The organism is Streptomyces sp. NPDC050625, from assembly GCF_040654755.1.
Classification (GTDB): domain Bacteria; phylum Actinomycetota; class Actinomycetes; order Streptomycetales; family Streptomycetaceae; genus Streptomyces.
This window is the reverse complement of record NZ_JBFAIQ010000005.1, coordinates 141,718-167,257: the sequence shown is the minus strand read 5'-3', so window position 1 is coordinate 167,257 and position 25,540 is coordinate 141,718. Positions and strand designations below refer to the sequence as shown.

The 25,540-nt window shown below is 72.7% G+C and carries 25 protein-coding genes; 10 read left to right on the top strand and 15 right to left on the bottom strand.

Going from position 1 to position 25,540, the window contains the following annotated elements; all coding sequences use genetic code 11:
• Nucleotides 1-154: 154 nt before the first annotated feature.
• Nucleotides 155-1,789, top strand: coding sequence for a protein kinase (locus AB0I54_RS14045; protein WP_363296227.1), 1,635 nt, complete (start codon nt 155-157; stop codon nt 1,787-1,789).
• A gap of 87 nt (nt 1,790-1,876) precedes the next feature.
• On the opposite strand, the gene AB0I54_RS14040 is transcribed toward AB0I54_RS14045, so the two are convergent.
• A complete protein-coding gene (locus AB0I54_RS14040; protein WP_363296226.1) occupies nt 1,877-2,413 on the bottom strand; it encodes a bacterial proteasome activator family protein in 537 nt (178 codons plus the stop codon).
• Between the two features lie 163 nt (nt 2,414-2,576).
• Between AB0I54_RS14040 and AB0I54_RS14035 the strand changes: the two genes are divergently transcribed.
• The gene (locus tag AB0I54_RS14035) at nt 2,577-3,152 is read left to right on the top strand and encodes a hypothetical protein (RefSeq protein ID WP_363296225.1); all 576 of its coding nucleotides are present in this window, start codon (nt 2,577-2,579) and stop codon (nt 3,150-3,152) included.
• Nucleotides 3,153-3,195: 43 nt separating this feature from the next.
• Here AB0I54_RS14035 and AB0I54_RS14030 read toward each other — a convergent pair whose 3' ends face one another.
• Genes AB0I54_RS14030 through pdhA form a run of 7 tightly spaced genes read right to left on the bottom strand, consistent with a single transcriptional unit; the run spans nt 3,196 to nt 11,287 of the window.
• The gene (locus AB0I54_RS14030; RefSeq protein WP_363296223.1) at nt 3,196-4,176 is read right to left on the bottom strand and encodes an NAD(P)H-quinone oxidoreductase; all 981 of its coding nucleotides are present in this window, start codon (nt 4,174-4,176) and stop codon (nt 3,196-3,198) included.
• A 47-nt stretch (nt 4,177-4,223) separates the two neighbouring features.
• Nucleotides 4,224-5,321 (bottom strand): potassium channel family protein, encoded by a 1,098-nt coding sequence (locus AB0I54_RS14025; protein ID WP_363296222.1) that lies wholly within the window; start codon nt 5,319-5,321, stop codon nt 4,224-4,226.
• A complete protein-coding gene (locus AB0I54_RS14020) occupies nt 5,318-6,691 on the bottom strand; it encodes a molybdopterin molybdotransferase MoeA (protein WP_363296221.1) in 1,374 nt (457 codons plus the stop codon). The genes AB0I54_RS14025 and AB0I54_RS14020 overlap by 4 nt, the downstream gene beginning before the upstream one ends.
• Nucleotides 6,688-7,713, bottom strand: a complete 1,026-nt coding sequence (locus AB0I54_RS14015) for an NTP transferase domain-containing protein (protein WP_363296220.1) — start codon at nt 7,711-7,713, stop codon at nt 6,688-6,690. The genes AB0I54_RS14020 and AB0I54_RS14015 overlap by 4 nt, the downstream gene beginning before the upstream one ends.
• 60 nt (nt 7,714-7,773) lie before the next feature.
• On the bottom strand, nt 7,774-9,150 hold the full coding sequence (locus tag AB0I54_RS14010; protein ID WP_363296219.1) for a dihydrolipoamide acetyltransferase family protein: 1,377 nt from the start codon (nt 9,148-9,150) through the stop codon (nt 7,774-7,776).
• Entirely contained in the window at nt 9,150-10,154 is a 1,005-nt protein-coding gene (locus tag AB0I54_RS14005; protein WP_363296218.1) for an alpha-ketoacid dehydrogenase subunit beta, read from the bottom strand. The genes AB0I54_RS14010 and AB0I54_RS14005 overlap by 1 nt, the downstream gene beginning before the upstream one ends.
• A complete protein-coding gene (pdhA, locus tag AB0I54_RS14000) occupies nt 10,151-11,287 on the bottom strand; it encodes a pyruvate dehydrogenase (acetyl-transferring) E1 component subunit alpha (protein WP_363296217.1) in 1,137 nt (378 codons plus the stop codon). The genes AB0I54_RS14005 and pdhA overlap by 4 nt, the downstream gene beginning before the upstream one ends.
• 190 nt (nt 11,288-11,477) lie before the next feature.
• Here pdhA and AB0I54_RS13995 point away from each other — a divergent pair, with 190 nt between their 5' ends.
• Nucleotides 11,478-11,963 carry an Lrp/AsnC family transcriptional regulator gene (locus AB0I54_RS13995; protein WP_363296514.1) on the top strand — a complete coding sequence of 162 codons (486 nt, stop codon included), beginning with the start codon at nt 11,478-11,480 and terminating at the stop codon, nt 11,961-11,963.
• A 9-nt stretch (nt 11,964-11,972) separates the two neighbouring features.
• Here AB0I54_RS13995 and AB0I54_RS13990 read toward each other — a convergent pair whose 3' ends face one another.
• A complete protein-coding gene (locus AB0I54_RS13990; RefSeq protein WP_363296216.1) occupies nt 11,973-12,563 on the bottom strand; it encodes a TetR/AcrR family transcriptional regulator in 591 nt (196 codons plus the stop codon).
• Nucleotides 12,560-14,074: a 3-hydroxyacyl-CoA dehydrogenase gene (locus AB0I54_RS13985; protein ID WP_363296215.1), complete on the bottom strand. Its 1,515-nt coding sequence runs from the start codon at nt 14,072-14,074 to the stop codon at nt 12,560-12,562. Before AB0I54_RS13985 ends, AB0I54_RS13990 begins: the two co-directional genes overlap by 4 nt.
• A gap of 160 nt (nt 14,075-14,234) precedes the next feature.
• Here AB0I54_RS13985 and paaN point away from each other — a divergent pair, with 160 nt between their 5' ends.
• Nucleotides 14,235-15,929, top strand: a complete 1,695-nt coding sequence (gene paaN, locus AB0I54_RS13980; protein WP_363296214.1) for a phenylacetic acid degradation protein PaaN — start codon at nt 14,235-14,237, stop codon at nt 15,927-15,929.
• Between the two features lie 7 nt (nt 15,930-15,936).
• On the opposite strand, the gene AB0I54_RS13975 is transcribed toward paaN, so the two are convergent.
• From AB0I54_RS13975 to AB0I54_RS13965, 3 genes are read right to left on the bottom strand one after another with little or no spacing between them, the layout of a single operon-like run.
• Nucleotides 15,937-16,692: a TrmH family RNA methyltransferase gene (locus AB0I54_RS13975; protein WP_363296213.1), complete on the bottom strand. Its 756-nt coding sequence runs from the start codon at nt 16,690-16,692 to the stop codon at nt 15,937-15,939.
• Nucleotides 16,689-17,897 carry an HTTM domain-containing protein gene (locus tag AB0I54_RS13970; protein WP_363296212.1) on the bottom strand — a complete coding sequence of 403 codons (1,209 nt, stop codon included), beginning with the start codon at nt 17,895-17,897 and terminating at the stop codon, nt 16,689-16,691. The genes AB0I54_RS13975 and AB0I54_RS13970 overlap by 4 nt, the downstream gene beginning before the upstream one ends.
• Nucleotides 17,894-18,934, bottom strand: a complete 1,041-nt coding sequence (locus tag AB0I54_RS13965) for a DUF5819 family protein (RefSeq protein WP_363296211.1) — start codon at nt 18,932-18,934, stop codon at nt 17,894-17,896. The genes AB0I54_RS13970 and AB0I54_RS13965 overlap by 4 nt, the downstream gene beginning before the upstream one ends.
• A 357-nt stretch (nt 18,935-19,291) precedes the next feature.
• Between AB0I54_RS13965 and paaA the strand changes: the two genes are divergently transcribed.
• From paaA to AB0I54_RS13935, 6 genes are all read left to right on the top strand, one after another.
• On the top strand, nt 19,292-20,314 hold the full coding sequence (gene paaA, locus AB0I54_RS13960) for a 1,2-phenylacetyl-CoA epoxidase subunit PaaA (protein WP_363296210.1): 1,023 nt from the start codon (nt 19,292-19,294) through the stop codon (nt 20,312-20,314).
• Complete coding sequence (gene paaB, locus AB0I54_RS13955) at nt 20,311-20,598, top strand: 1,2-phenylacetyl-CoA epoxidase subunit PaaB (protein WP_094218582.1); 288 nt, start codon at nt 20,311-20,313, stop codon at nt 20,596-20,598. Before paaA ends, paaB begins: the two co-directional genes overlap by 4 nt.
• Nucleotides 20,595-21,329 (top strand): 1,2-phenylacetyl-CoA epoxidase subunit PaaC, encoded by a 735-nt coding sequence (gene paaC / locus AB0I54_RS13950; RefSeq protein WP_363296209.1) that lies wholly within the window; start codon nt 20,595-20,597, stop codon nt 21,327-21,329. Before paaB ends, paaC begins: the two co-directional genes overlap by 4 nt.
• Entirely contained in the window at nt 21,323-21,850 is a 528-nt protein-coding gene (paaD, locus tag AB0I54_RS13945) for a 1,2-phenylacetyl-CoA epoxidase subunit PaaD (RefSeq protein WP_363296208.1), read from the top strand. Before paaC ends, paaD begins: the two co-directional genes overlap by 7 nt.
• A complete protein-coding gene (locus tag AB0I54_RS13940; RefSeq protein WP_363296207.1) occupies nt 21,850-22,908 on the top strand; it encodes a 2Fe-2S iron-sulfur cluster-binding protein in 1,059 nt (352 codons plus the stop codon). Before paaD ends, AB0I54_RS13940 begins: the two co-directional genes overlap by 1 nt.
• A 140-nt stretch (nt 22,909-23,048) precedes the next feature.
• Nucleotides 23,049-24,182 (top strand): acyl-CoA dehydrogenase family protein, encoded by a 1,134-nt coding sequence (locus AB0I54_RS13935; protein WP_363296206.1) that lies wholly within the window; start codon nt 23,049-23,051, stop codon nt 24,180-24,182.
• A 62-nt stretch (nt 24,183-24,244) separates the two neighbouring features.
• On the opposite strand, the gene AB0I54_RS13930 is transcribed toward AB0I54_RS13935, so the two are convergent.
• Together AB0I54_RS13930 and AB0I54_RS13925 are read right to left on the bottom strand one after the other, a co-directional pair.
• Nucleotides 24,245-24,592 (bottom strand): rhodanese-like domain-containing protein, encoded by a 348-nt coding sequence (locus AB0I54_RS13930; protein ID WP_363296205.1) that lies wholly within the window; start codon nt 24,590-24,592, stop codon nt 24,245-24,247.
• A 41-nt stretch (nt 24,593-24,633) separates the two neighbouring features.
• Nucleotides 24,634-25,446 (bottom strand): hypothetical protein, encoded by an 813-nt coding sequence (locus AB0I54_RS13925; RefSeq protein ID WP_363296204.1) that lies wholly within the window; start codon nt 25,444-25,446, stop codon nt 24,634-24,636.
• Nucleotides 25,447-25,540 lie beyond the last annotated feature (94 nt).

Sequence of the window (25,540 nt, the reverse complement as noted above, 5' to 3'; positions counted from 1 at the left end):
CGCTTCCGCGACGCTTCTTTCGCGTACGGTCACGGAACGGGCACCGCGCTTGACGTGTCAGTGCCCTGGGGCAGACTTGGCCGGGAATGACACATTCGATCAACAACAACCGGTCAACGACGGCGCCTGAGAGCCTAGTGGGGGACAGGGAAAGATGAGCCAGGACGGCGCACACGGCCGGTATGCGGGGCGGGCGCTCGCCGGCGGCCGTTATCAGCTGCGCGACTTGCTCGGCGAGGGCGGCATGGCCTCGGTTCACCTGGCGTACGACGCGGTGCTCGACCGCCAGGTCGCGATCAAGACACTGCACACCGAGCTGGGCCGTGAGCAGGCCTTCCGTGAGCGGTTCCGCCGTGAGGCCCAGGCCGTGGCGAAGCTCACGCACACCAATATCGTCTCCGTCTTCGACACCGGCGAGGACGACCTGGACGGGATGACCACTCCGTACATCGTCATGGAGTACATCGAGGGCCGCCCGCTGGGCTCGGTCCTCGACGAGGACGTCCGGCAGCAGGGCGCCATGCCCGTCGACAAGGCGCTGAAGATCACCGCCGATGTGCTGGCGGCCCTGGAGATCAGCCACGAGATGGGGCTGGTCCACCGCGACATCAAGCCCGGCAACGTGATGATGACCAAGCGCGGCGTCGTCAAGGTGATGGACTTCGGCATCGCCCGCGCCATGCAGTCCGGTGTCACCTCCATGACGCAGACCGGCATGGTCGTCGGCACCCCGCAGTACCTCTCGCCCGAGCAGGCCCTCGGCCGGGGCGTGGACGCCCGCTCCGACCTCTACTCGGTCGGCATCATGCTGTTCCAGCTGGTCACCGGGCGGCTGCCGTTCGACGCGGACTCCCCGCTGGCCATCGCCTACGCGCATGTGCAGGAGGAGCCGGTGGCTCCTTCGTCGATCAACCGCGCGCTGCCGCCGGCCGTGGACGCGCTGGTGGCCCGCGCGCTGAAGAAGAACCCGAACGAGCGTTTCCCGTCCGCCGAGACCATGCGCGACGAGTGCCTGCGCGTCGCCGCCTCCGTCCAGGCGACCCCGCCGAGCATCGTGCCGGGCACGCCCGCGCAGAGCGGCGCCGGCGTCGGCTCCGCCGTGTTCCCGCCGGTCGACCAGGCGACCCCGGCGCCCACCGGTCCCGTACAGACGCCGTACCAGCCGACCCCGGCCCCGAACCCGTACGGCACCCCCACGCCGTCCCCGGCGTACGGCTACCCGCAGCAGGGCGGCTACCAGACGCCTGCCCCGGTCGGGTACGGGCAGCAGGCCCCGTCGACCCCGCCGCCCTACACCATCTCGCCCCAGACCTCGGCCCAGTCCCCCGGCGGCTCCAAGAGCAACAAGCCGGTGATCATCGGCTCGATCGCGGTGTCCCTGATCGCGGTCGTCGGCCTGATCGTGGCGCTGGTCCTGAACAACGGCAGCGACGACAACGCCGGGGGCGGCGGGAGCAGCGCGAGCGCGTCCTCCCCGGCGTCCCACGCGGCGGGTTACCGCGGGCCGGACACGTCGCGGACGATCGAGACCAACGAGTGCACGGAGCCGCAGGAGTCGTACAACGACCCCAAGAAGATCCAGCTCCCCGACTTCCGCTTCAAGTACATCAAGTCGGTCAAGGCCTGCGCACAGGCCGCGGGCTGGACCGTGAAGACGGTGCCGGTCGACGAGAACACGTACGGCGAGGGCACGGTCATCAACCAGCTCCCCGCCCCCGACTCGGACGTCGACCCGAAGAACGTCGAGATCCAGGTCTACGTCTCCACGGGCAACCCGCCGACCGGCTGAGCCCGACGAGCGCATGAGAGAGGGCCCGGCATCCTTTGCCGGGCCCTCTTGTGTACGGGCCGGTTGCCGGGCCCTGGTGGGTACGGGCTACAGGTACGGGCCGCCCGTGCGGCCGCCCGCGCGCGGGTCGTCGCCGTCGTGGCTCGCGCCCGGCGGGAGGGCGCGGCGCATCTGCTCCAGCTGGGCCCTGGCGGCCATCTGCTGGGCGAACAGCGTCGTCTGGATCCCGTGGAAGAGCCCCTCCAGCCAGCCGACCAGCTGAGCCTGCGCGATGCGCAGCTCGGCGTCGCTCGGCGTCACGTCGTCCATGAACGGCAGCGAGATCCGCTCCAGCTCCTCCACGAGTTCCGGGGCGAGCCCGTCCTCCAGCTCCTTGACCGAGCTGCGGTGGATCTCCTTGAGCCGGGCCCGGCTCGCCTCGTCCAGGGGAGCGGCACGCACCTCCTCCAGCAGCTGCTTGATCATGCTGCCGATCCGCATCACCTTGGCCGGCTGCTCCACCTGATCCGTCACCGGCGTCTCGCGGGAGTCCTCGTCTCCTGTGCCACCGAGCGCCATCCCGTCCTGGCCCAGGACCAGGATCTGGGGATTCTCCGGCGACCTTTCGTTCCTCGGCATCTCCATGCCGCCATTCTCTCGCACGCCTACACCTCACCACCGTGGTGCCCCCCATGGGGCCTGATCCACCGTTTAGCTCCGTCGGCGGAATCCTGAATGCCGGGATGCTTCATAAATGTGAGGCTTATTTCTGTCGATCTTGGCGATTGGGTTCCAGGAGGTCACCGCTGTGACTCCATGGCTGCGTTTCACGCTCCGCACCGCGGGGCTGCCGCTCGTCCTCGGTGCGATGGCCGTTCCGTGCGGCGCCGTGCCCTCGTACGGCGCCGAGGCCTCGCCCCCGGGCTCCCCTGCCCCCACGGTCGCCGCCTCCGGCTCCGCGTCGGCCTCGGCCGCCGGCTCCGGCCCCACCGCCTCCGGCTCCGCCTCCGCTTCGGCCTCGCCGGAGCCGTCCCGGGCCGGGAGCCGGGCCGGTGAGGGGCGCGAGCGGCCGGGGCGGCCGGAGGAGCCCGCCGCGGAGGTCGAGGGCGACGAGACCGAGTCCCAGGAGGAAGCGGACGATCCCGGCGAGGACGACGACGCCAGCGCCCTCGCGACTCCGAGCACGGCGTCCTCCGCCTCGCCCCAGGAGGCCGGGCTGGTCCCCTCCGCGCCCCCGGCACGGCCCGCGGAACAGACCGGCGCCCACGGGGGCGAGTCCACCGCCGAGCCCGCTCTGCAGATCCTGCCGCTGGGCAGCGGCCTGGTCCTCATCGGGCTGGGGCTGGGCCTGGCGTTCGTCGCCCTGCGGGTACGCAGGGGCTGAGGCCCGCCCGCCCGGCCGCCCGGCCGCGCCGGGGCGCCGGGCGCTACCGCGCGATCAGCAGGACCTTGCCGACATGGCCGCTCGCCTCCACCACCCGGTGGGCCTCGGCGGCCTCGGACATCGGCAGCTCGCGGTCGACGACCGGGCGGATGTGACCGGAGGCGATCAGAGGCCACACATGCTCGCGCACGGCCGCGACGATGGCCGCCTTCTCGGCGAGCGGTCGGGCCCGCAGCGAGGTCGCGCTGACGGCGGCCCGCTTGTTCAGGAGCGCGCCGATGTTCAGCTCGCCCTTGGCGCCGCCCTGCAGGCCGATGATCGCGAGACGGCCGTTGACGGCGAGGGCCCGGACATTGCGGTCCAGATACTTGGCGCCCATGTTGTCGAGGATGACGTCGGCGCCCGCACCGTCCGTGGCCCGTTCCATCTCGGCGACGAAGTCCTGCTCGCGGTAGTTGATCAGCACGTCGGCACCCAGCTCGGCGCAGCGTTCGAGCTTCTCCTTGGTACCGGCCGTGACCGCGACCTTCGCCCCGACCGCCTTGGCGAGCTGGATGGCCATCGTGCCGATGCCGCTGGAGCCGCCGTGCACGAGCAGCGTCTCACCGGGGCGCAGATGGGCGACCATGAAGACGTTCGACCAGACCGTGCAGACCACCTCGGGCAGCGCGGCGGCCTGTGTGAGGCCGATGCCCTTGGGGACCGGCAGCAGCTGCCCGACCGGGACGACGACCTTCTCTGCATAGCCGCCGCCCGAGAGCAGCGCGCACACCTCGTCGCCGACGGCCCAGCCGGAGGCCCCGGGGCCGAGCGCGGTGATCCTGCCGGAGCACTCCAGGCCGGGGTAAGGGGACGCGCCGGGAGGCGGGTTGTAGAAGCCCTGCCGCTGCAGGATGTCGGCCCTGTTGACGGCGCCGGCCGCCACCTCGACCAGCACCTCGCCCTCGCCGGGCACCGGATCGGGGACCTCGTCCCACACCAGCGCCTCGGGCCCACCAGGTTCGGGAATCGTGATCGCATGCATGACGGCGACGCTACCCCTGACCGCGGTGGCCTTCGGATGAGGCCCGCTCAGTCCCGTGGCAACGGCCGCAGGTCCGGGGCGACCTGCGCACCCGGTGTCACCCGGACGATCGTGATCAGACGGTCCGTCAACTGGAGGGTGCCGATGGACGGATCGTCGTAACCGAGCACCCGGTGCCCGCGCACGACGCTCACCACCAGGTCGTCCATGTCCCGCGGGCCCCGGCCCACCTCGGCCTTCACCACCGGGCGTTCGACGAGGTCGAGGCCGCTGCCCTGCTGGATCAGATCCTCCATCACCATGCCGGCGGCGGGGCTGAGCACGGACAGGCCGAGCAGCCGGCCGGCCGCGCTGGCGCTGGTGATGACGGCGTCCGCGCCCGACTGCTTGAGCAGCGGCGCGTTCTCCTCCTCGCGCACCGCCGCCACGATCTTGGCGCTGCGGTTGAGCTGCCGGGCGGTGAGGGTGACCAGGACGGCCGTGTCGTCGCGCTGCGGCGCGACGATGATCTGCCGGGCCTTGTGCACCTCGGCCCGCTTCAGCACCTCGCTGCGTGTCGCGTCGCCCGTGACGCCCGCATAGCCGTCGGCCGTCGCGGCGTCGATCACCTTGCTGCTGGGGTCGATCACGACGACCTGGTCCCTCCGCAGCCCCGTCGCCAGCACGGTCTGGATCGCCGACCGCCCCTTCGTGCCGAAGCCGATGACGACGGTGTGGTCGCGCAAGGTGGACCTCCAGCGATTCAGGCGCCATTCCTCACGGGTGCGCTCGGTGAGCACCTCCAGCGTGGTGCCGACGAGAATGATCAGGAACAGCACACGCAGGGGCGTGATGACGAAGATGTTGGTGAGCCGGGCGCCGTCGCCGACCGGGGTGATGTCGCCGTATCCGGTGGTGGAGAGGGTGACCGTCGCGTAGTAGAACGCGTCGAGGAGATCGACGGAGCCGTCGGAGTTGTCGTTGTAGCCGTCGCGGTCGGCATAGACGATCAACGCGGTCGCCACCAGCACCAGCAGGGCCATCGCCAGTCGTTTGGCGACCTGGCGGATCGGGCGCTCCACCACTTTCTTCGGGAGCTTCACCTGATGGGTCACCAGTTGTTCGCCCGCCTGGCGGGCTATGGCGTCCTGACCCGGAAGTTTCACGTGAAACACACCCCGATCCCGGCGCTCGCCCAGGGCAGGTCGAGAAGTTCCGTCTCCTGCCCCTGCCCGGCGCCACCGGGTGGTACGACCGCGAGCGCGTCGGCGGCGGCGATGCCGCGCAGCATCGCCGGGCCGTTGTAGTGCACCGGCGCGGCACCGTCGCCGCGCAGCACCACGGGGACGAGCCGGGTGTCGTACGGATGCCCGTGCACCGTCTCCCGCAGCGGCAGCGTGTAGGGCTCGGGGGCCGGGTGGGCGGCCAGGGTCCGCAGCAGGGGTTCGGCGAGCGTGAGCAGGCCGGAGACGGCCGCGAGGGGGTTTCCGGGCAGGCCGACGAGGTGCTGGTTCTCCTGGGTGCGGGCCAGCAGCATGGGGTGGCCGGGGCGCACCTTGACGCCGTCGACGAGCAGTTCGGCGCCGATGCGCCGCAGGGTGGGATGGACGTGGTCGACGGGGCCGGACGCGGTGCCGCCGGTGGTGACGACGAGGTCGGCGTCGGACGAGGTGATGGCCTTGTGCAGGGCCTCGGCGTCGTCGCCGATCCGGCGTACCGCGGTGACGTCGGCGCCGAGCGCGCGCAGCCAGGACGGCAGCATCGGGCCGAGCGCGTCACGGATGAGCCCCTCGCGCGGGAGCCCTTCGGTGAGCAACTCGTCGCCCAGGACGAGCACTTCGGCACGGGGGCGGGGGATCACGGTGACGATGTCGTATCCGGCGGCCGCGGCGAGGCCCAGCACGGCGGGGGTGACCAGGGTGCCGACAGGAAGCAACTGGTCGCCGCTGCGGCACTCCTGGCCACGGGGGCGGATGTCCTGGCCGTGGCCCACCTCCCGGGTGGGGTGCAGACGGCCCTTGGCGTCGATGCGGCCGTGCTCGCTGCGCAGGACGGCCGTGGTGTCGGGCGGGACACGGGCGCCGGTCGCGATCCGTACCGCCTCCCCGTCCGTCAGCGGCTCCGGCTGAGCGTGCCCGGCCAGAACGCCCTTCTCCCGTACGGCCCAGGGGCCGGGTCCGGCGACCGCCCAGCCGTCCATCGCGGAGGTGTCGAAGGAGGGGAGGTCGGTGAGCGCGTCGAGCGGGGCGGCCAGGGCCAGGCCGAGGGCGTCGCCGAGCGGCACGGAGACCGGGGCGCGGCGGGCGCCGGAGCGGGCGGCACGGGCGGCGATCTCACGGGCCCTGGGCCAGGGGGTGGCCTTGTGGTGAGCGTCGTCCGAGGCACGCCCGGCGTCCGAGGCGGGCGCGGGTAGGTGGCCGCCCTGGGCGGGACCGCGGTTTTCCTTTGGTTCCCTCACGAGGGCGAGCGCCTCCTCGACGTCGAGGTCGTCGGTGTCCTCGGTGTGCGCGCCGGCCCGGCTGCCGTGGGCGGTCATCCGGCGTCCGGGCCCGGGGCGGGCTGCGGGGAGCCGTTCTCTTCCTCCCAGCGCAGCGCCAGAGCCGTCGCCTTGCGGGCGGCCTCTGCGACCGCCTCGGGGCCGCCCTTGCCCTGCGCGGCCGCGTAGCCGACGAGGAAGGTGGTCAGCGGGGCGGCGGGGCGGGCCACTCCGTGGGCGGCGTCGCGCGCGAGGTCGAGCAGGACGCCGGTGTCGACGTCCAGGTCGATGCCCAGTTCGTCCTTGACTGCGGAGATCCATTCATCCAACACGTACCCATGCTCCCTGATGCGTGCTCTGGCGGTGGCTATGTCGTCCCAGGTGTCGCAGTCGAAGGACGCGAGCGGGTCCCGGACACGGGTGAGGTCGAGCGCGCCGGTCAGCCGGCGCAGGGGCAGCCCGGCGAGGCCACCGTGCCGGTCCGCGAGCGCCGCGAGCTCACGGCGCAGGGCGGCCGTACGGTACGCGGCGACGAGCGGCTGGTCGCGGCCGTCCGCGTCGCTGAGCAGCGCGCCCTCGACGCCGCTGCTGCGCAGGGCCGTCACCAGCCGGCGCACCGTGGCCTCTTCGAGGAAGGGCAGGTCGGCGGAGAACACCACGGTGAACTCGGCGCCGCCCGGCGTGTGCTCCGGGGCGCCCTCCGTCGGGATGTCCTGCGTCGGCACGTCCTGCGTCGGCACGTCCTGCGTCGACACGTCCTGCGACGGGACATCCTCCGTGGGGACATCCTGGGTCGCGGTCCGCCGGAGCCCGGCGTCGAGCGCGGCGACCGGTCCGCCGCCGGGCGGCTCCTCGCGGGCCCACCGCACCGGACAGGCGGTCGGCCGCGGTTCGGCCACGACGACGGTCGTGCGCGCTTCCGCGCAGGCCGCGAGCACCCGGTCGAGCAGCGGGCGCCCGCCGACCCGCACGGCGGGTTTGTCCACCCCGCCGAGGCGCCGGGCGGCACCACCGGCGAGCACGACGGCGTCATAGGGCACATCGGGGCCGGGGCCGGGGGCGGTGGGCTCGGAGGCGGTCACCCTCCGAGTATGCGTGCCTCCCTGATCACAGGGAATGCCTCCCCGATCACAGGGATCCGGTCACAGGGTGCGCAGGAGCACCGCCGGCTGTTCCACGCAGTCCGCCACGTACCGCAGGAAGCCGCCCGCCGTGCCGCCGTCGCACACCCGGTGGTCGAAGGTGAGCGAGAGCTGGACGACCTGCCGCACGGCGAGCTCGCCCTCGTGCACCCAGGGCTTGGGGACGATGCGGCCGACGCCGAGCATGGCCGCCTCGGGGTGGTTGATGATCGGTGTGGAGCCGTCGACGCCGAACACCCCGTAGTTGTTCAACGTGAAGGTCCCGCCGGTGAGTTCCCCGGGCGTCAGCGTCCCGGCGCGCGCGGCCTCGGTCAGCCGCGCGAACTCGGCGGTCAGCCCCTCCGCGTCCCGCGCGTGCGCGTCCCGCACGACGGGCACGACGAGCCCGCGCTCGGTCTGCGCGGCGAACCCGATGTGCACCTGGTCCAGCCGGACGATCTCGCGGGCCTCCAGGTCCACCGTGGAGTTGAGCTCGGGGAACCGGGCGAGTGCGGCGGTGCAGATCCGGGCGAGGAGCGCGAGGAGGGAGATCTTCGGTCCTCCGGCCGCGTTCATGGCCGTCCGCGCGCGCATCAGCTCCGTGGCGTCCGCGTCCACCCAGCAGGTGGCGTCCGGGATCTCCCGGCGGCTGCGGGAGAGCTTGTCGGCGACCGCGCCGCGGATGCCCTTGAGGGGGACGCGGGTGCCCGCGGCGCTCGGCGCCGAGGAGGCCGCGGGGGCGGCCGCCGCGGGCTGGGCCGCGGGGACGGCGGTCCTGGCCCTGAGCGCGCCCTCGACGTCCGCCCGCAGGATCAGCCCCTCGGGGCCGGAACCCACGAGCTCCCGCAGGTCGAGATCGTTCTCGCGAGCGAGCCGGCGGACGAGCGGGGAGATCACGGGAACGGGGCCGCCGGCGTACGCGGCACCCGCGTGCCCGGCGGCCGTACCGACGGCTGCGGCCGTGTCGTTCGCTGCGGTCGTACGGCTCGGCACGGCCGCGTCGGACGCCGCGCCCGGGGCGCCGCTCGCACCGTTGCGCGTGACGGACGGGACCGGTGCCGGACGCACCCTGCGGCGCCGCGCCGGCGCCTCCGACGTGCCGTATCCGACCAGCACATTGCCCGAACCCTCGGTCTCACCGGCGGGGGCGGCCGATCCGACGGCCACCGTCAGCAGCGGTGCGCCCACGGGAAGCTCCGTGCCCTCCTCGCCGAAGCGGGCGGTGACCACGCCGCCGTACGGGCAGGGGACCTCGACCATCGCCTTGGCCGTCTCGACCTCGACGACCGGCTGGTCGACGGCGACGACGTCGCCGACCTGCACCAGCCAGCGGACGATCTCCGCCTCGGTGAGCCCCTCCCCGAGGTCGGGGAGCCTGAACTCCAGCACCTGTGCCATCAGCCCTCGGCCTCCCACTGCAGACGCGCCACGGCGTCCAGGATCCGGTCGACGCCGGGCAGGTGGTGCCGCTCCAGCATCGGCGGCGGGTAGGGGATGTCGAACCCGGCCACGCGCAGCACCGGCGCCTCCAGGTGGTGGAAGCAGCGCTCCGTGACCCGGGCCGCGATCTCGCCGCCGGGTCCGCCGAATCCGCCCGACTCGTGCACGACGACCGCGCGTCCGGTGCGGCGCACCGAGGCGCAGACCGTCTCGTCGTCGAACGGCACCAGGGAGCGCAGGTCGACGACTTCGAGGTCCCAGCCCTCCGCCTGGGCCGCCTCGGCGGCTTCGAGGCAGACGGGGACGGACGGGCCGTACGTGAGCAGCGTGGCGCTGCGGCCCGCGCGCCGCACCACGGCACGGCCGATCGGTTCAACGGCCGTCGGGTGCTCCGGGTTCCAGGAGTCCTTCGACCAGTAGAGCCGCTTGGGCTCCAGGAAGACGACCGGGTCGTCGGAGGCGATGGCCGCGCGCAGCAGTCCGTAGGCGTCGGCGACGGTCGCGGGCGTGACGACATGGAGGCCCGAAGTGGCCATGTAGTACGCCTCGGAGGAGTCGCTGTGGTGCTCGACGCCGCCGATGCCGCCGCCGTAGGGGACGCGGATGGTGATCGGCAGCGGCATGGTGCCGCGCGTGCGGTTGCGCATGCGGGCGACATGGCTGACGAGCTGCTCGAACGCCGGGTAGGCGAAGGCGTCGAACTGCATCTCCACGACCGGGCGCAGTCCGTACATGGCCATGCCGACGGCCGTGCCGAGAATGCCCGCCTCGGCGAGCGGGGTGTCCGTGCACCGGGCCTCGCCGAACTCCTTGGCGAGCCCGTCGGTGACCCGGAAGACACCGCCGAGCGTGCCGACGTCCTCACCCATGACGTGCACGGTGGGGTCGGCGGCCATCGCGTCGCGCATCGCGCGCGTGAGGGCCTGCGCCATCGTGGCGGGCTTGACGGCGACGGTGGTCATCGGTGACCGCCTTCCTGCTCGGCCGCGAGCTCGGCCGCCAGCAGAGCGCGCTGCTCCCGCAGTTGCGGGGTGGGCTCGGCGTACACGTGGTCGAACAGGTCCATGGGGTCGAGCTGCGGGTCCCGGTTCATGCGCTCGCGCAGGTCGGCGGCCATCGCCTCGGCGTCCTCGCGCGCGGCCCGCATGCCGTCCTCGTCGAGCAGTCCGCGGGCGGTCAGCTCCCGCTCCAGCAGCTGGATCGGGTCGTGCTCGCGCCAGGCCTCGACCTCGGCGTCACCGCGGTAGCGGGTCGCGTCGTCGGCGTTGGTGTGGGCGTCGATGCGGTACGTCACCGCCTCGACGAGGGTCGGGCCGCCGCCCGCGCGCGCGTGCCGTACGGCGTCGCTGAGCACCTCGTGCACGGCCGCGGCGTCGTTGCCGTCGACCAGGCGGCCCGGCATGCCGTACCCGACGGCCTTGTGGGCCAGGGAGGGGGCGGCGGTCTGCTTGGCGAGCGGGACGGAGATCGCGAAGCCGTTGTTCTGGACCAGGAAGACGACCGGCGCCTGCCAGACGGCGGCGAAGTTCAGCGCCTCGTGGAAGTCGCCCTCGCTGGTGCCGCCGTCGCCGACCAGGGCGAGCGCGACCACGTCGTCGCCCTGGAGGCGGGCGGCGTGGGCGAGGCCCACGGCGTGCGGCAGCTGGGTGGCGAGGGGGGTGCACAGGGGGGCGACGCGGTGCGTGTGCGGGTCGTAGCCGGTGTGCCAGTCGCCGCGCAGCAGGGTGAGTGCCTCGACGGGGTCGACTCCGCGGGCGACGGCCGCGAGCGTGTCGCGGTAGCTCGGGAAGAGCCAGTCCTGCTGCTGGAGGGCCAGCGCGGCGGCGACCTCGCAGGCCTCCTGGCCGGTGCTGGAGGGGTAGACGGCGAGGCGGCCCTGCTTGGTCAGGGCGGTGGCCTGCGCGTTGTAACGACGGCCGCGCACCAGCTGGGCGTACAGCCGGCGCAGCAGCTCCGGGTCGGCCTTCGCCGCGGCCTCGGTGCCGAGGACGCGGTACGGCTCGGCGTCGGGCAGCAGCGGCGCGGGGTCCATACGGGGCTGCCAGGCGGGCGGCGGCGAAGGCCGGTAGGCGCCCCGCTGCTCCATGACCGTCATGACGGCACCTCCTCGTGGGAGTGGCTACGGGAGGCGCGTCCCCTGTGACTCGCCTCACCTACCGATTGTTCGGTCGTCGGCACATTTTGGCTACAGGCGCCTCCAGGCTGTGGACAAACGGTTCTCCACAACCTGGAATGAACGCAGTACGTCCACGGCGGGAAGGCGGGGGGACATGGCATCTGAACAAATGGCCGAGGGCCCGGAAGCCGGCGTCGTCCTGCCGCCCCCGCGCCCGTTGGACGCCATTGATCGGGACATCCTGCAGATCCTCCAGGCGGACGGCCGTGCGTCGATACGGTCCGTCGCCGAGCGCGTCCACGTATCCCGCGCCAATGCCTACGCCCGTATCAACCGTCTCGTCGAGGACGGTGTCATCCGCGGTTTCCGCGCCCGCGTCGACCATGAGCGCGCGGGGCAGGGCACGTCGGCGTACATCACCCTGAAGATCGTGCAGAACACCTGGCGCACGGTGCGCGAGCAGCTCAGACAGCTGCCGGGCGCCTCCCACATCGCGCTGGTGGGCGGCGACTTCGACGTGCTGCTGCTGGTGCACACGCCGGACAACAGGGCGCTGCGCGAGCTGGTGCTCACCCGGCTCCAGGCGATCCCGGAGGTGCTCAGCACCCGGACCCTGCTGGTGTTCGAGGAGGAGGACCTGGAGCCCGAGGCCTGACCTGCCGGCTCATCCGGCCCGGCGCAGGCCTCCGAAGGCCAGCCGCACAACGGCGTCGGCCACTTCCCGGTCGCTGGCGCCCCGCCCGTCCGGCCGGTACCACTCGGCCACCGAGTTGATCATCCCGAACATCAGCCGGGTGGCGAGGCGCACCTCCACGTCACCGCGGACGTCCCCGTCGGCGGCCGCCGCCTTCAGCAGCTCGGCGACCCGGTGGTCGAAGTCGCGCCGGCGCTCCAGGGCCCACCGCTCGGTGTCGGTGTTGCCGCGCACGCGCAGCAGCAGCGTCACATAGGGCAGCTCGGCTATGAGCACCTCGACCATGCGCCGCACGACGTACTCCAGGCGGTCGGCGGGGCGCCCCACGCGCGCGTGCTCCTCGTCGAGGATCCCGAAGAGCCCCTCCAGCGCCCGGCTGACGGCGCGGCGCAGCAGCTCCTCCTTGCCGGCGACATGGTGGTAGATCGACGACTTGGAGATGCCGGCCGCCTTGGACAGGTGCTCCATGGAGGTGCCGTCGTAGCCACGCTCGTTGAAGACCCGGACGGCGACGGAGAGCAGCGACTCGGGGGTGTAGGTGTCGCGCTTGGCGGTGGTCATGGGGTGCCCTCCCGCTTCTCGGTGGCGTACGCGTGGCGGTAGAGCGCGAGGGACGGCGCGTAGCGTCCGGACGGGTCGCGCAGGTGCAGGTCGTCCAGGAGGTCGTAGGCGAAGTCGCGGCCGAGCCTGCGGCTCCACTCGAAGGGGCCGAGCGGGTAGTTGACGCCGAGGCGCATCGCGGTGTCGATGTCCTCCTCGGTGGCCACGCCCTTGGCGACGGCGTCGTGCGCCAGGTCGATGATCCGGGCGACCGTGCGGGCGACGATCATGCCGGGGACGTCGCCGATGACGCTGACGTCCTTGCCGAGCGCCTGGAAGAGGCCGATGGCCTCGGACAGGGTCTGCGGCGCGGTGTCCTTCGAGGCGGACAGGGCGATGCGGGTGGCCCTGCGGTAGTCGAGCGCCAGGTCGAAGTAGACGACGTCGCGGAACTCGACGGAGGTCTGCCCGTCGGCCAGCGCCAGCGTGCCGCCGCTGGGCAGCACCAGCCGGGTGCCGTGGTCCTCTTCCTCCTCACGGACCGGGATGCCCGCCTCGCGGATCAGGGTCAGCAGTTCGGCCGCCGGGCCCAGGCCGCCCTCGGCGACGACGTAGGCGGGCGGCGTCGCCCTGTCGGCGGTGTGCGGCTCGGAGCGCTCGGCGTCGTCGGCGTAGTCGTACCAGCCGTGCCCGGACTTGCGGCCCAGCCGGCCGGACTCGACCAGGCGCCGCTGGGCCAGGGAGGGCGTGAAGCGGACGTCCTGGAAGAAGGACTGCCACACGGAGTGCGTAACGGACTCGTTGACGTCCTGCCCGATCAGGTCGGTCAGCTCGAAGGCGCCCATCCGGAAGCCGCCGGACTCGCGCAGCACCGCGTCGATGGTGGCCGGGTCGGCGGCCTGGGACTCGTAGACGGCGAAGGCCTCGGCGTAGAAGGGCCGGGCGAGACGGTTGACGATGAAGCCGGGGGTGTCGGCGCAGGCCACCGGCGTCTTGCCCCAGGCACGGGCGGTCTCGTACGCGCGCGTGGCCGACGTGACGTCGGTGGAGAACCCGGAGACGACCTCGACCAGCGGCAGCAGCGGGGCCGGATTGAAGAAGTGCAGGCCCACGAAGCGGGAGGCGTTGCGCAGGGCGCCGCCGATGGCCGTCACCGACAGGGACGAGGTGTTGGTGGCGAGCAGACAGTCGTCCGCGACGACGTCCTCCAGCGCGCGGAAGAGCTCCTGCTTGACGTCCAGCCGCTCCAGTACGGCCTCCACGACCAGCGCGCAGTCCGCGAGTTCGGCCAGGCCCTCCGCGGGCAGCAGGCGCGCCCGGGCCGCGTCGCGGTCGGCGGCGGTGAGCCGGTCCTTCTCGACGAGCCGGTCGAGGCGGGCGCCGATCGCTTCGGCCGCGTCCCGGGCCCGCCCGGGGAGGGCGTCGTACAGGCGCAGGGGGTGGCCCGCGACCAGCGCGACCTGGGCGATGCCCTGGCCCATGGTGCCGGTGCCCACGACGGCCACGGGGCTGCTGAGGTCCAGTGCTGTCATGTGCGCGATCCTCCCGCACGGGGTTTTCCACAGATGCGGCAGGCCCCCTTGTCCCGACCGATCGTTCGGTTACTCTAACTCTGTCCGCCTGTTCCCGCCTCTGTTTCCGCACAGGTCATGAGCTCGACGAGGAGCTCTTGAGACGAGGAGTTGGTCCCGAATGGCCTCCGAACTGACCGCGCACGAGTTGATCGCCAAGCACCGGCCGACTCTCGACCAGGCGCTGGAGGCCATCCGCACGCGCGCGTACTGGTCCCCGCACCCCGAGCACCCGAAGGCGTACGGCGAGCACGGCAGTCTGGACGCGGAAGCCGGCAAGGCCGCCTTCGAGGCCCTCCTGGGCAACCGCCTCGACCTGACCGACCAGCCCGGCATCGACGACTGGGTGGGCGGCGAGGTGTCGCCGTACGGCATCGAGCTGGGCGTGACCTACCCGCGGGCCGACCTCGACACGCTGCTGCCCGCCATGAAGGCCGGACAGCGCGCATGGCGAGACGCGGGCGCGGAGGTGCGCGCGGTGGTCTGTCTGGAGATCCTCAAGCGGATCAGCGACCGCACGCACCAGTTCGCGCACGCGGTCATGCACACCAGCGGCCAGGCGTTCATGATGGCGTTCCAGGCGGGCGGCCCGCACGCGCAGGACCGCGGCCTGGAGGCGGTGGCGTACGCGTACGTGGAGCAGGTCCGCACGCCCGACACCGCGGAGTGGACCAAGCCCCAGGGCAAGCGCGACCCGCTCGCGCTGACCAAGCAGTTCACACCGGTGCCGCGCGGCACCGCGCTGGTCATCGGCTGCAACACCTTCCCGACGTGGAACGGCTACCCGGGCCTGTTCGCCTCCCTCGCCACCGGCAACGCGGTCCTGGTCAAGCCGCACCCGCGCGCGGTGCTGCCGCTCGCGCTGACCGTGCGGATCGCCCGCGACGTGCTGGCCGAGGCGGGCTTCGACCCGAACCTGGTCGCGCTGACCGCCGAGCGGCCCGGCGAGGGCATCGCCAAGGCGCTCGCGGTCCGCCCCGAGATCAGGATCATCGACTACACCGGCTCGACGGCGTTCGGCGACTGGCTGGAGGCCAGCGCCCGCCAGGCGCAGGTCTACACGGAGAAGGCCGGCGTCAACACGGTGATCGTGGAGTCGGCGGGCAACTACAAGGGCATGCTGTCCAACCTGGCCTTCTCGCTGTCCCTGTACAGCGGCCAGATGTGCACCACCCCGCAGAACCTGCTGATCCCCCGCGACGGCATCCGCACCGACGAGGGTCCCAAGACCTTCGACGAGGTCGTCGCCGACCTCGCCCGCGCGGTCGACGGCCTGCTCGGCGACGACGCGCGCGCCAACGCCCTGCTCGGCGCGATCGTCAACCCGGACGTGAAGGCCCGCCTGGAGGCCGCGGCGGGCCTGGGCGAGGTGGCCCTCGCCTCCCGCGAGATCGCCAACCCGGAGTTCCCGGGAGCGGTGGTCCGCACGCCGGTCATCGTGAAGCTGGACGGCGCCAAGCCGGACGACGAGGCCGCCTACATGAGCGAGTGCTTCGGCCCCGTCTCCTTCGCCGTCGCGGTCGACTCGGCGGCCGACGCCGTGGAGCTGCTGCGGCGGACCGTCCGTGAGAAGGGCGCGATGACCGTCGGCGCGTACACGACCGACGAGGACGTCGAGCGGGCGATCGAGGAGGTCTGCCTGGAGGAGGCCGCCCAGCTGTCGCTCAACCTCACCGGCGGGGTGTACGTCAACCAGACCGCCGCCTTCTCCGACTTCCACGGCTCGGGCGGCAACCCGGCGGCCAACGCGGCGCTCTGCGACGGCGCGTTCGTGGCGAACCGCTTCCGGGTCGTCGAGGTCCGCCGGGAGTCCTGAGCGGCGCCTAGGCGTCGAGAGATGCGCCCCCGGTGGCGCTCCAGTGGTACAGCGTCATGGCCACACTGGTCGCGAGGTTGTAGCTGGAGACCTGGGGGCGCATCGGCAGCGCCACCAAGTGGTCGGTCCGCGCGCGCAGTTCGGCGGACAGACCGCTGCGCTCGGAGCCGAAGGCGAGCACGGCGTCGTCCGGCAGCTTCACGCCCCGGATGTCCTCGCCCTCCGGGTCGAGCGCGAACAGCGGCCCGGCCGGCAGCTCTCGCACCGTCAGCCGCTCCACCGCGGTCGCGAAGTGCAGCCCCGCCCCGCCGCGCACCACGGTGGGGTGCCAGGGGTCCAGCGTGCCGGTGGTGACGACCCCGGTCGCCCCGAAGCCGGCTGCCAGCCGGATCACGGCCCCGGCGTTGCCCAGGTTGCGCGGATCGTCGAGGACCACGACGGGCGCGGTGCGCGGCATCCGGGCGAGTGCCCGCAGATTGTCCTCGCGTGACGGCCGTACGGCCAGGGCGGCCACGCCGGTGGGATGGGGTCGCGGCACGAACGAGGCGTACGTCTGCTCCGGCACCTCGGTCAGCAGCGCGTCCAGCGTGTCCCGCACGTCCGAGGCCAGGTCGTCGGCGAGGGCGAGCGCCGCACGCCGGTCCGTGGCGACCGCCACCAGGACCTCGGCCCCGAAGCGCACCGCGTGCTTGAGGGCGTGGAAGCCGTCGAGCAGCACGGCGGAACCGGCGTGCTCGCGCCAGCGGGTCACAGGGTCGGTCATGCCGTGAAGCCTACGCGGGGACGCTCCCCGTCCTCCGGGGCGCGGGGCCTCGGCACCGCGGGGCCCCGGCGGGTGAGCACCCGCCCACGCGCGCGTGCCGCCCAGTCTCCGAGCCGGCGCAGGAAGGTCGTCGGCAGGAAGACGGCGTCCGTGGCGATCATCGCCAGCGAGAAGAACGGCAGCCCAAGGACGACGGCGATCACGGCGTGCTCGGTCATCATCGCGGCCAGCAGGACGTTCTTGACCCGCCGGTTGAACAGCGTGAACGGGAAGGCGACCTGCACGATCACCGTCCCGTACGTCACCAGCATCACCATCGTGCCGCTGGAGGACAGCAGGCCGGCGAGGGACGGCCAGGGCGAGAAGTAGTCCAGGTGGAGCGGGTAGTAGACCGCGGTGCCGTCCTGCCAGCGCGAGCCCTGGATCTTGTACCAGCCGGCCGTCGCGTAGATCAGACATGCCTCGGCCATGATCACGAACAGGGCGGCGTTGTGGAGGACGTTGGCGATCACGTCCAGCAGGATCCGGTGCTCGTCCTGCCTGGTGAGGCGGCCGACCAGCCACCACAGGCCCAGCGCCGCCCACGCCGCCCACAGGAGCACGGGCACCAGCCGGCCGCCGCCGAGGCGGCCCGCCAGGGTCACCCCGCTCAGCACCAGCCCGAGCACCACCCACAGGACCGGTCCCACCCGGTCGGTGACCCGCTCCCCACGCGCGCGTGCCGCTTCCCGGCGCACCGCCCGGCGCGCGTCCAGGGACCACACCTGGCCGCAGCGCGTGAACACCAGATAGATGGACATCAGGTGCAGCACGTTGTCGCCGCCGTCGCCCATGAAGACGCTGCGGTTCTGCAGCGAGAGCACGCCGAGCATGAACAGCACGGACATCGTGCGGGTGCGCCAGCCCACGAGCAGCAGGGCGCTCGACACGACGGCCAGCAGATAAAAGGTCTCGAACCAGGCCTGCCCGTCGGACCACATCAGGGCGGTGAAGGCGTGGTTGTCCCTCGTCAGCTGCTGGGCGAGGTCCCAGCTCCATGGTCCGTCGGGGCCGTAGATCTCCTGACGGTGGGGGAACTCGCGCAACAGGAACAGCAGCCAGGTCCCCGCGAAGCCGATGCGGACCACGGCGCTCTGGTGGGGACCGAGGGCGGATTCGGTGACCCGGGCGATGCCGCGGGAGACGCACAGGAAAAGACGGTTCACTTCACACCCCTGGCGGCCTCGTCGTCCGTGACCGTCCACCACGGCAGCACGCGGTACACCGGCTTGTCGGAGACCTGCTCATGGCTCCACTCGGGCGGGGGCACATTGGTGGTCTCCGAGCGAACCTGCACGCTCTGCACGGTGCCCTCCCGGCTCGCCGGGTCCTCCCGGTAGAGACGCATCACCACGATCCGGCGCAGGTACTGCTCGGAGAGCGACCCCCGCAGGCCCACCGGCCGGTTCTCGGCGTCGTGCGTGGCGGTGAAGAAGTCCCACGCCCGGCGCAGCTCGTTCTGCTCGGTGTGGCTGGGCAGCGGATTCCCCTTGATGTCCGCGCCGTCCAGCGCGGACAGGTCGTACCAGCCGGTGGTCGTCATGCTGCCGTCGGACAGGGCGACCTGGGCCCGCACCTGGACCGCGATGTCCTGCTGCAGCGGGTTCGGCGCGAACAGCTTCCAGTTCTGCTCGAACTCCGGGTAGATCCACTCGTCGATCGCCTTGCCGTGCTGCTTGGTCACCGTGTTCGCCGGCGCGACGTGCAGAAACACCATCCCGAGGTGCACGCAGGCGACCACCGCGACGACCGCGAGCGCGAGGGCCGCGCCGATCTGATAGCGGGGGGAGAGGGCGGCGACTCCGGTGCGGGGTGGTGCGGGGGTGACGGGGATCGGGGGGACGGGGTCGGGGGGTGGGGCTATGGACGGGGCCGGGAAGTGGGGGCCGGGAGCTTCGGGTGAGTCCGAGGGGCCGGGGTCGTCGGTCTGGCGGGGCTCGTCGGCACCATCGGCCTCGTCGGCAGCGGCCTCACGAGCCTCACCAGCATCATTGGCCCTGTCGACCTCACCGGTCTCCAGAGACTCACCGTCCTCACGGGCCTCCCCGGCGGCGTCGGACGTCCCGGGTCGACGCGCCCCGCGCGACCCGTCGGGCCCGTGCGGGGCCTTCGAGTCCTGGTCGTACGCGTCCATTCCGCCCCGTTCCCCGGTCCCGCTCAGTCGTACGGCCGCCCCGTCCCCGCAGGGCGCCGCATGGTCCACGAACACCGCTCCTCGGCGTTCGCACGGAACGGTACTCAGCACCGCCCGCCGGGCACAGCCCCGTAAAGGCACCCGAGCACGTGGCCGTCGCCACTCCCGTACCACTCCAGCGCAGGCCCCCTCCCCGCACCCACGCCCGCCACGGACGGTCCGCCGCAGCCATCACAGCAGGTCGCAGAGGGTCGTACGGCCCGCCGCACACCGCCTCCACAGCAGGACCGCAAGTTATCCACAGGCGGCCCGGGCGGTTGTCCACAGCGGTTGACACCTCACGGCGCTCGCTTCACCATTGAACAGCACGGACCGAACGATCGGTCGGGAGAGCACGCAGTCAGAGCCCGAGATCAGGGGGACCGCATGGCCACAGCAGCCGCGCAGAGCACGTCGCGTTCACCGGCGTCCGGCGCCCGGGACACCGTCGACACGGCGGCGTTCGAGCGCACGTTCGACGCCGCCGTGGCCGCGGACGAGCGCATCGAGCCCCGGGACTGGATGCCCGATGCCTACCGCGCGACGCTGATCCGGCAGATCGCCCAGCACGCCCACTCCGAGATCATCGGCATGCAGCCGGAGGCCAACTGGATCACGCGCGCGCCCTCGCTGCGCCGCAAGGCCATCCTCATGGCCAAGGTCCAGGACGAGGCGGGCCACGGCCTGTATCTCTACAGCGCCGCGGAGACCCTCGGCGCGAGCCGCGAGGAGCTCCTCGACAAGCTGCACAGCGGCCGCCAGAAGTACTCCTCGATCTTCAACTACCCCACCCTGACCTGGGCGGACGTCGGGGCGATCGGCTGGCTGGTGGACGGCGCCGCGATCACCAACCAGGTGCCCCTGTGCCGCTGCTCGTACGGCCCGTACGCGCGCGCGATGGTCCGCGTCTGCAAGGAGGAGTCCTTCCACCAGCGCCAGGGCTACGAGCTGCTGCTCGCCCTGAGCCGGGGCACGCCGGAGCAGCACGCGATGGCGCAGGACGCGGTGGACCGCTGGTGGTGGCCGTCCCTGATGATGTTCGGCCCGCCCGACGACGAGTCCCAGCACTCCGCGCAGTCGATGGCCTGGAAGATCAAGCGCCATTCGAACGACGAGCTGCGCCAGCGGTTCGTGGACATCTGCGTCCCCCAGGCCGAGTCGCTGGGCCTCACCCTCCCCGACCCGGACCTGCGGTGGAACGAGGAGCACGGGCACCACGACTACGGCGCGATCGACTGGTCGGAGTTCTGGGAGGTCCTCAAGGGCAACGGCCCGTGCAACGAACAGCGCATCACCCAGCGCCGGCGGGCACACGACGAGGGCGCATGGGTAAGGGAGGCGGCCGCGGCCCACGCGGCCAAGCACACCGCGGGGACACGGCCCGGCGGGACTGGAGGAGCGCAGGCATGACCAACACCGACTGGCCCCTGTGGGAGGTCTTCGTGCGCTCGCGCCGCGGCCTGTCCCACACCCACGCCGGCAGCCTGCACGCGCCGGACGCCGAGCTCGCCCTGCGCAACGCCCGTGACCTGTACACCCGGCGCGGCGAGGGCGTCTCGATCTGGGTCGTCCCGGCCGCCGCGATCACCGCGTCCTCGCCGGACGAGAAGGACCCCTTCTTCGAGCCGGCCGCCGACAAGCCCTACCGGCACCCGACCTTCTACGAGATCCCGGAAGGGGTGAAGCACCTGTGACCCCGGCACCCGAGACCCCCGTGCCCGCGCGGTCCGCCGCCCTGGCCCTGGGCGACGACGCCCTGGTGCTCTCGCACCGGCTGGGGGAGTGGGCGGGCCACGCCCCTGCCCTGGAGGAGGAGGTCGCCCTCGCCAACATCGCGCTGGACCTGCTCGGCCAGGCCCGGGTGCTGCTGTCCATGGTGGGCGACGAGGACGAGCTCGCGTATCTGCGCGAGGAGCGCGCCTTCCGCAACGTCCAGCTCGTCGAGCAGCCCAACGGCGACTTCGCGCAAACGATCGTCCGCCAGCTGTACTTCTCCACCTACCAGCAGCTGCTCTACGCCCAACTGGCAGCGGGCGACGGCCCGTTCGCGCCGCTCGCCGCCAAGGCCGTCAAGGAGGTCGCCTACCACCGCGACCACGCCGAGCAGTGGACGCTGCGGCTCGGCGACGGCACGGACGTCAGCCATGACCGGATGCGGCTGGCGTGCGACGCTCTGTGGCGCTTCACCGGGGAGATGTTCCAGCCGGTGGAGGGCCTGGACGCCGACTGGGCGGGCATGGAGGCCGCCTGGCTGGAGTCCGTCGGCGCCGTACTCGGCCGGGCCACCCTGGCCGTGCCCGAGGGGCCGCGGACCGGGGCGTGGTCGGCGGGCGCCGGCCGCCAGGGCCTGCACACCGAACCCTTCGGGCGGATGCTCGCCGAGATGCAGCACCTGCACCGCAGCCACCCGGGGGCGTCATGGTGACGACGACCGCGCTGGAGGCGGAACTCCTGGAGCTCGCCGGTTCGGTGCCCGACCCCGAACTGCCCGTGCTCACCCTTCAGGAGCTGGGTGTGGTGCGCGCGGTGCACCTGCGCGACACCGGCGCGGTGGAGGTCGAGCTGACCCCGACCTACACCGGCTGCCCGGCCGTCGAGGCGATGTCCCTGGACATCGAGCGGGTGCTGCGCGAGCACGGCGTGCGGGAGGTCACCGTCCGCACCGTGCTGACGCCCGCCTGGTCGACGGACGACATCTCGGACGAAGGGCGGCGCAAGCTGCGGGAGTTCGGCATAGCTCCCCCGCGCGAGCGGCACGAGGCCGGACCGGTCGCGCTCGCACTCGGCCCGACCCGCACCGCGGCCGACGCGTCCGACCCCGTCCGCTGTCCGCACTGCGGATCGGCCGACACCGAGCTGCTCAGCCGGTTCTCCTCCACCGCGTGCAAGGCGCTGCGGCGCTGCCGCGACTGCCGTGAACCCTTCGACCACTTCAAGGAGTTGTGATGGCCCGCTTCCACCCGCTCCCGGTGGCCGCGGTCGACCGGCTCACCGACGACTCCGTGGCCCTGACCCTCACCGTCCCGCCGGAGCTGCGCGAGCAGTACCGGCACGCGCCGGGCCAGCACCTCGCCCTGCGCCGGGTCGTCGACGGCGCGGAGATCCGGCGGACCTACTCGATCTGCTCCCCGGCCCCCGGTGACGAAGGCCCGAGCACCCTGCGGGTCGGGGTGCGGCTGGTCGACGGCGGCGCCTTCTCGACGTACGCGCTGAAGGAGGTGAACGTCGGGGACGAGCTGGAGGTGATGACGCCGGCCGGACGCTTCACGCTGGAGCCCGCGCCCGGTCTGTACGCCGCCATCGTCGGCGGCAGCGGCATCACCCCGGTGCTGTCGATCGCCTCGACGCTGCTCGCACGCGAGCCCTCGGCCCGGTTCTGCCTGATACGCAGCGACCGGACGGCCGCCTCCACGATGTTCCTGGAGGAGGTCGCCGACCTGAAGGACCGCTACCCCGAGCGGCTGCAGCTGGTGACGGTGCTCTCCCGGGAGGAGCAGCAGGCCGGCCTGCCGTCCGGGCGTCTCGACCAGGAGCGGCTGACCGGGCTGCTGCCCGCGCTGCTGCCGGTGGACGGTGTGGCGGGGTGGTTCCTGTGCGGGCCGTTCGGGCTGGTGCAGGGCGCGGAACGGGCGCTGCGGGAGCTCGGTGTGGACCGGGCCCGGATCCACGAGGAGATCTTCCACGTGGACGCCGGTGCGGCCCCCGCGACGACCGCTTCGGCCCCCGCGCACAGCACCGTGACCGCCCGGCTCGACGGGCGCGGCGGGACCTGGCCGGTGCACGACGGCGAATCGCTCCTGGAGACGGTGCTGCGCAACCGGCCCGGTGCCCCCTATGCCTGCAAGGGCGGGGTGTGCGGGACGTGCCGGGCCTTCCTGGTCTCGGGCGAGGTGCGCATGGACCGCAACTTCGCGCTGGAGGCGGAGGAGACGGAGGCGGGGTATGTGCTGGCCTGCCAGTCGCATCCGGTGACGGAGAAGGTGGAGCTGGACTTCGACCGCTGAGGCCGGACCGGCACCCCGCCGGTCTCCTGCCTGCCTCCCTCCCTCACCGTTCCCCCGCCTCCCTCACCGTTCCCTTCTTCTAGAACCTGTTCTATCTTGACGGACCGTCAGATCAACGGATCCGCCGGGAGGACAGGACCGTGGACTTCACCTTCACCGAGGAGCAGTTGGCGGCGGCCGAGGCGGCCCGGGGAGTGTTCGCCGGGGTGGCGCCGGACGCGGTGCCGAGCCCGGCGCTCACCACCGGTGCCGTGGCCGAGGGCTTCGACCGGGCACTGTGGGCCAGGCTCGCCGACGCGGACCTGCTGAGCCTGCTGTTCGACGCGGAGTACGGCGGGGCGGGCCTGGACGCCATCGCGCTGTGCCTGGTGCTGCGGGAGTCCGGGAAGGTGCTCGGGCGGGTGCCGCTGCTGGAGAGCAGCGCGGCCGCGGCCGCCGTACAGGCCTACGGCGGCAAGGAGTTGGCGGCCGCACTGCTGCCCCGTGCCGGGCGCGGTGAGCTGGTGCTGACCGTCGCCGCGAACGGCCGCACCGGCCACGACCCGGCCGAACTCGCCGTGACCGCACGGCGCGACGGTGACCTGTGGGTGCTGGACGGGGTGCAGACGGCCGTGCCGTGGGCGTTGGACGCCGACCTCGTCGTCGTACCCGCACACACCGACGCCGACCGCACCGTCCTCGCGCTGGTGCCCCGCGATCACGCCGGCGTCGCCCTCGCCGGGCAGGTCTCCACCAGCGGGGAGCGGCTCGGCGAACTGCGCCTGGAGTCCGCGCGGATCGCCGCCCGGGACGTCGTCGAGGCCGACGGGGCGTGGGAGTGGCTGCGGGAGCTGCTGGTCACGGGGACGTGCGCGCTGGCGCTCGGGCTGGGCGAGCGGGTGCTGAGGATGACCAGCGAGTACACCGGCAAGCGGGAGCAGTTCGGGCACCCGATCGCGACCTTCCAGGCCGTCGCCGTCCAGGCCGCCGACCGCTACATCGATCTGCGCGCCATGGAGGCCACCCTGTGGCAGGCCGCCTGGCGGATCGGCTCGGGGGCGCCGGGCGTGCTGCCCGCCTCCGCGGACGTCGCCGTGGCCAAGATCTGGGCCGCCGAGGGCGTACGACGGGTGGTGCAGACCGCTCAGCATCTGCACGGCGGCTTCGGCGCCGACACCGAATACGCCCTGCACCGCTACCACGCCTGGGCCAAGCATCTGGAGCTGGCGCTCGGCCCGGCCGCGGCGCACGAGGAGGCCCTGGGTGACCTGCTGGCGGCACACCCCCTGGGCTGACCGACACCCCGGGGGTCCGTGATCCACCCAGAGGGCCTGTGATCTACCAGAGGACCTGTGATCTAGAGGACGAAGCCCGGCTGGCCCGCGTCGGTGACGACCGGGCGGCCGGCCGCCTGCCAGACCTCCATGCCGCCGTCGACGTTCACGGCGTCGATGCCCTGCTGGACCAGATACATCGTGACCTGGGCCGAGCGTCCGCCGGACCGGCAGATCACATGGACCCGGCCGTCCTGCGGAGCCGCCTCGGTCAGCTCGCCGTAGCGGGCCACGAACTCACTGATGGGGATGTGCAGCGCCCCCTCGGCATGGCCGGCCCGCCACTCGTCGTCCTCGCGGACGTCCAGCAGGAAGTCGCCGTCCTTGAGGTCCACGACCCCGACCGTGGGTACACGCGCTGCAAAACTCATGCCTCCGACGCTACCCGAACACACACCGCGGTCGGGCCGCGCTACTCCTGCCCCAGCAGCCCCGCCAGCTCCGCCTCCCGCTCCGCCACATCGGCGCGGAGCTTCTCGGCGATCTCGTCCAGGAGGGCGTCGGGGTCGTCCGGGGCCAGGCGGAGCATCGCCGCGATCGCGGTGTCCTCCAGTTCCCGGGCGATCAGGGTGAGGAGTTCCTTGCGCTGAGCCAGCCATTCGAGGCGGGCGTAGAGCTCCTCGCTGCGGCTCGGGCCCGGCTCGGCGGGGGCCGGTCCCGCGGCCCACTCCTCGGCCAGCTCGCGCAGCAGCGCCTCGTCGCCGCGGGCGTAGGCGGCGTTGACGCGGGTGATGAACTCCTCGCGCCGTGTGCGCTCGTCCTCCTCCTGCGCCAGATCGGGGTGGGCCTTGCGGGCCAGCTCGCGGTAGAGCTTGCGGGCCTCCTCGCTCGGGCGCACCCGCTCCGGAGGCCGTACCGCCTGGTCCGTGAGCATCGCCGAGGCCTCCGGGAACAGGCCGTAGCCGTCCATCCAGCCGTTCAGCAGTTCCTCGACGCCGGGGATCGGCATGACCCGGGCCCGGGCCTCCTCGGCGAGCCGGATGTCCTCCGGGTCGCCGGTGCGGGCGGCCTTGGCCTCGGCGATCCGGGCGTCCAGCTCCTCCAGCCGGGTGTACATCGGACCGAGCTTCTGGTCGTGCAGCCGGGAGAAGTTCTCGACCTCGACGCGGAAGGTCTCCACCGCGATCTCATAGTCGATCAAGGCCTGCTCGGCGGCCCGCACGGCCCGCTCCAGCCGCTCCTCGGGCCGCGGTGCCTGGGACTGATCAGCTTCCGGGGTCGTCACCCGACCAGCGTAGGCCACGGCCCAAACCCGTCACCCCCGGCGCCGCCCGGTTCGCCCCGCCTCACCGCGCGTCCGGCCCTTCGCTCCCCGGAGC

Bases quoted from the DNA above. Each gene is read 5' to 3' on its own strand.
- AB0I54_RS14045 (WP_363296227.1), top strand. From the start codon at position 155: ATGAGCCAGGACGGCGCACACGGCCGGTATGCGGGGCGGGCGCTCGCC.
- AB0I54_RS14040 (WP_363296226.1), bottom strand. From the start codon at position 2,413: ATGGAGATGCCGAGGAACGAAAGGTCGCCGGAGAATCCCCAGATCCTG.
- AB0I54_RS14030 (WP_363296223.1), bottom strand. From the start codon at position 4,176: ATGCATGCGATCACGATTCCCGAACCTGGTGGGCCCGAGGCGCTGGTG.
- AB0I54_RS14020 (WP_363296221.1), bottom strand. From the start codon at position 6,691: ATGACCGCCCACGGCAGCCGGGCCGGCGCGCACACCGAGGACACCGAC.
- AB0I54_RS14010 (WP_363296219.1), bottom strand. From the start codon at position 9,150: ATGGCACAGGTGCTGGAGTTCAGGCTCCCCGACCTCGGGGAGGGGCTC.
- AB0I54_RS14005 (WP_363296218.1), bottom strand. From the start codon at position 10,154: ATGACCACCGTCGCCGTCAAGCCCGCCACGATGGCGCAGGCCCTCACG.
- pdhA (WP_363296217.1), bottom strand. From the start codon at position 11,287: ATGACGGTCATGGAGCAGCGGGGCGCCTACCGGCCTTCGCCGCCGCCC.
- AB0I54_RS13995 (WP_363296514.1), top strand. From the start codon at position 11,478: ATGGCCGAGGGCCCGGAAGCCGGCGTCGTCCTGCCGCCCCCGCGCCCG.
- AB0I54_RS13990 (WP_363296216.1), bottom strand. From the start codon at position 12,563: ATGACCACCGCCAAGCGCGACACCTACACCCCCGAGTCGCTGCTCTCC.
- AB0I54_RS13985 (WP_363296215.1), bottom strand. From the start codon at position 14,074: ATGACAGCACTGGACCTCAGCAGCCCCGTGGCCGTCGTGGGCACCGGC.
- paaN (WP_363296214.1), top strand. From the start codon at position 14,235: ATGGCCTCCGAACTGACCGCGCACGAGTTGATCGCCAAGCACCGGCCG.
- AB0I54_RS13975 (WP_363296213.1), bottom strand. From the start codon at position 16,692: ATGACCGACCCTGTGACCCGCTGGCGCGAGCACGCCGGTTCCGCCGTG.
- paaA (WP_363296210.1), top strand. From the start codon at position 19,292: ATGGCCACAGCAGCCGCGCAGAGCACGTCGCGTTCACCGGCGTCCGGC.
- paaB (WP_094218582.1), top strand. From the start codon at position 20,311: ATGACCAACACCGACTGGCCCCTGTGGGAGGTCTTCGTGCGCTCGCGC.
- paaD (WP_363296208.1), top strand. From the start codon at position 21,323: ATGGTGACGACGACCGCGCTGGAGGCGGAACTCCTGGAGCTCGCCGGT.
- AB0I54_RS13940 (WP_363296207.1), top strand. From the start codon at position 21,850: ATGGCCCGCTTCCACCCGCTCCCGGTGGCCGCGGTCGACCGGCTCACC.
- AB0I54_RS13930 (WP_363296205.1), bottom strand. From the start codon at position 24,592: ATGAGTTTTGCAGCGCGTGTACCCACGGTCGGGGTCGTGGACCTCAAG.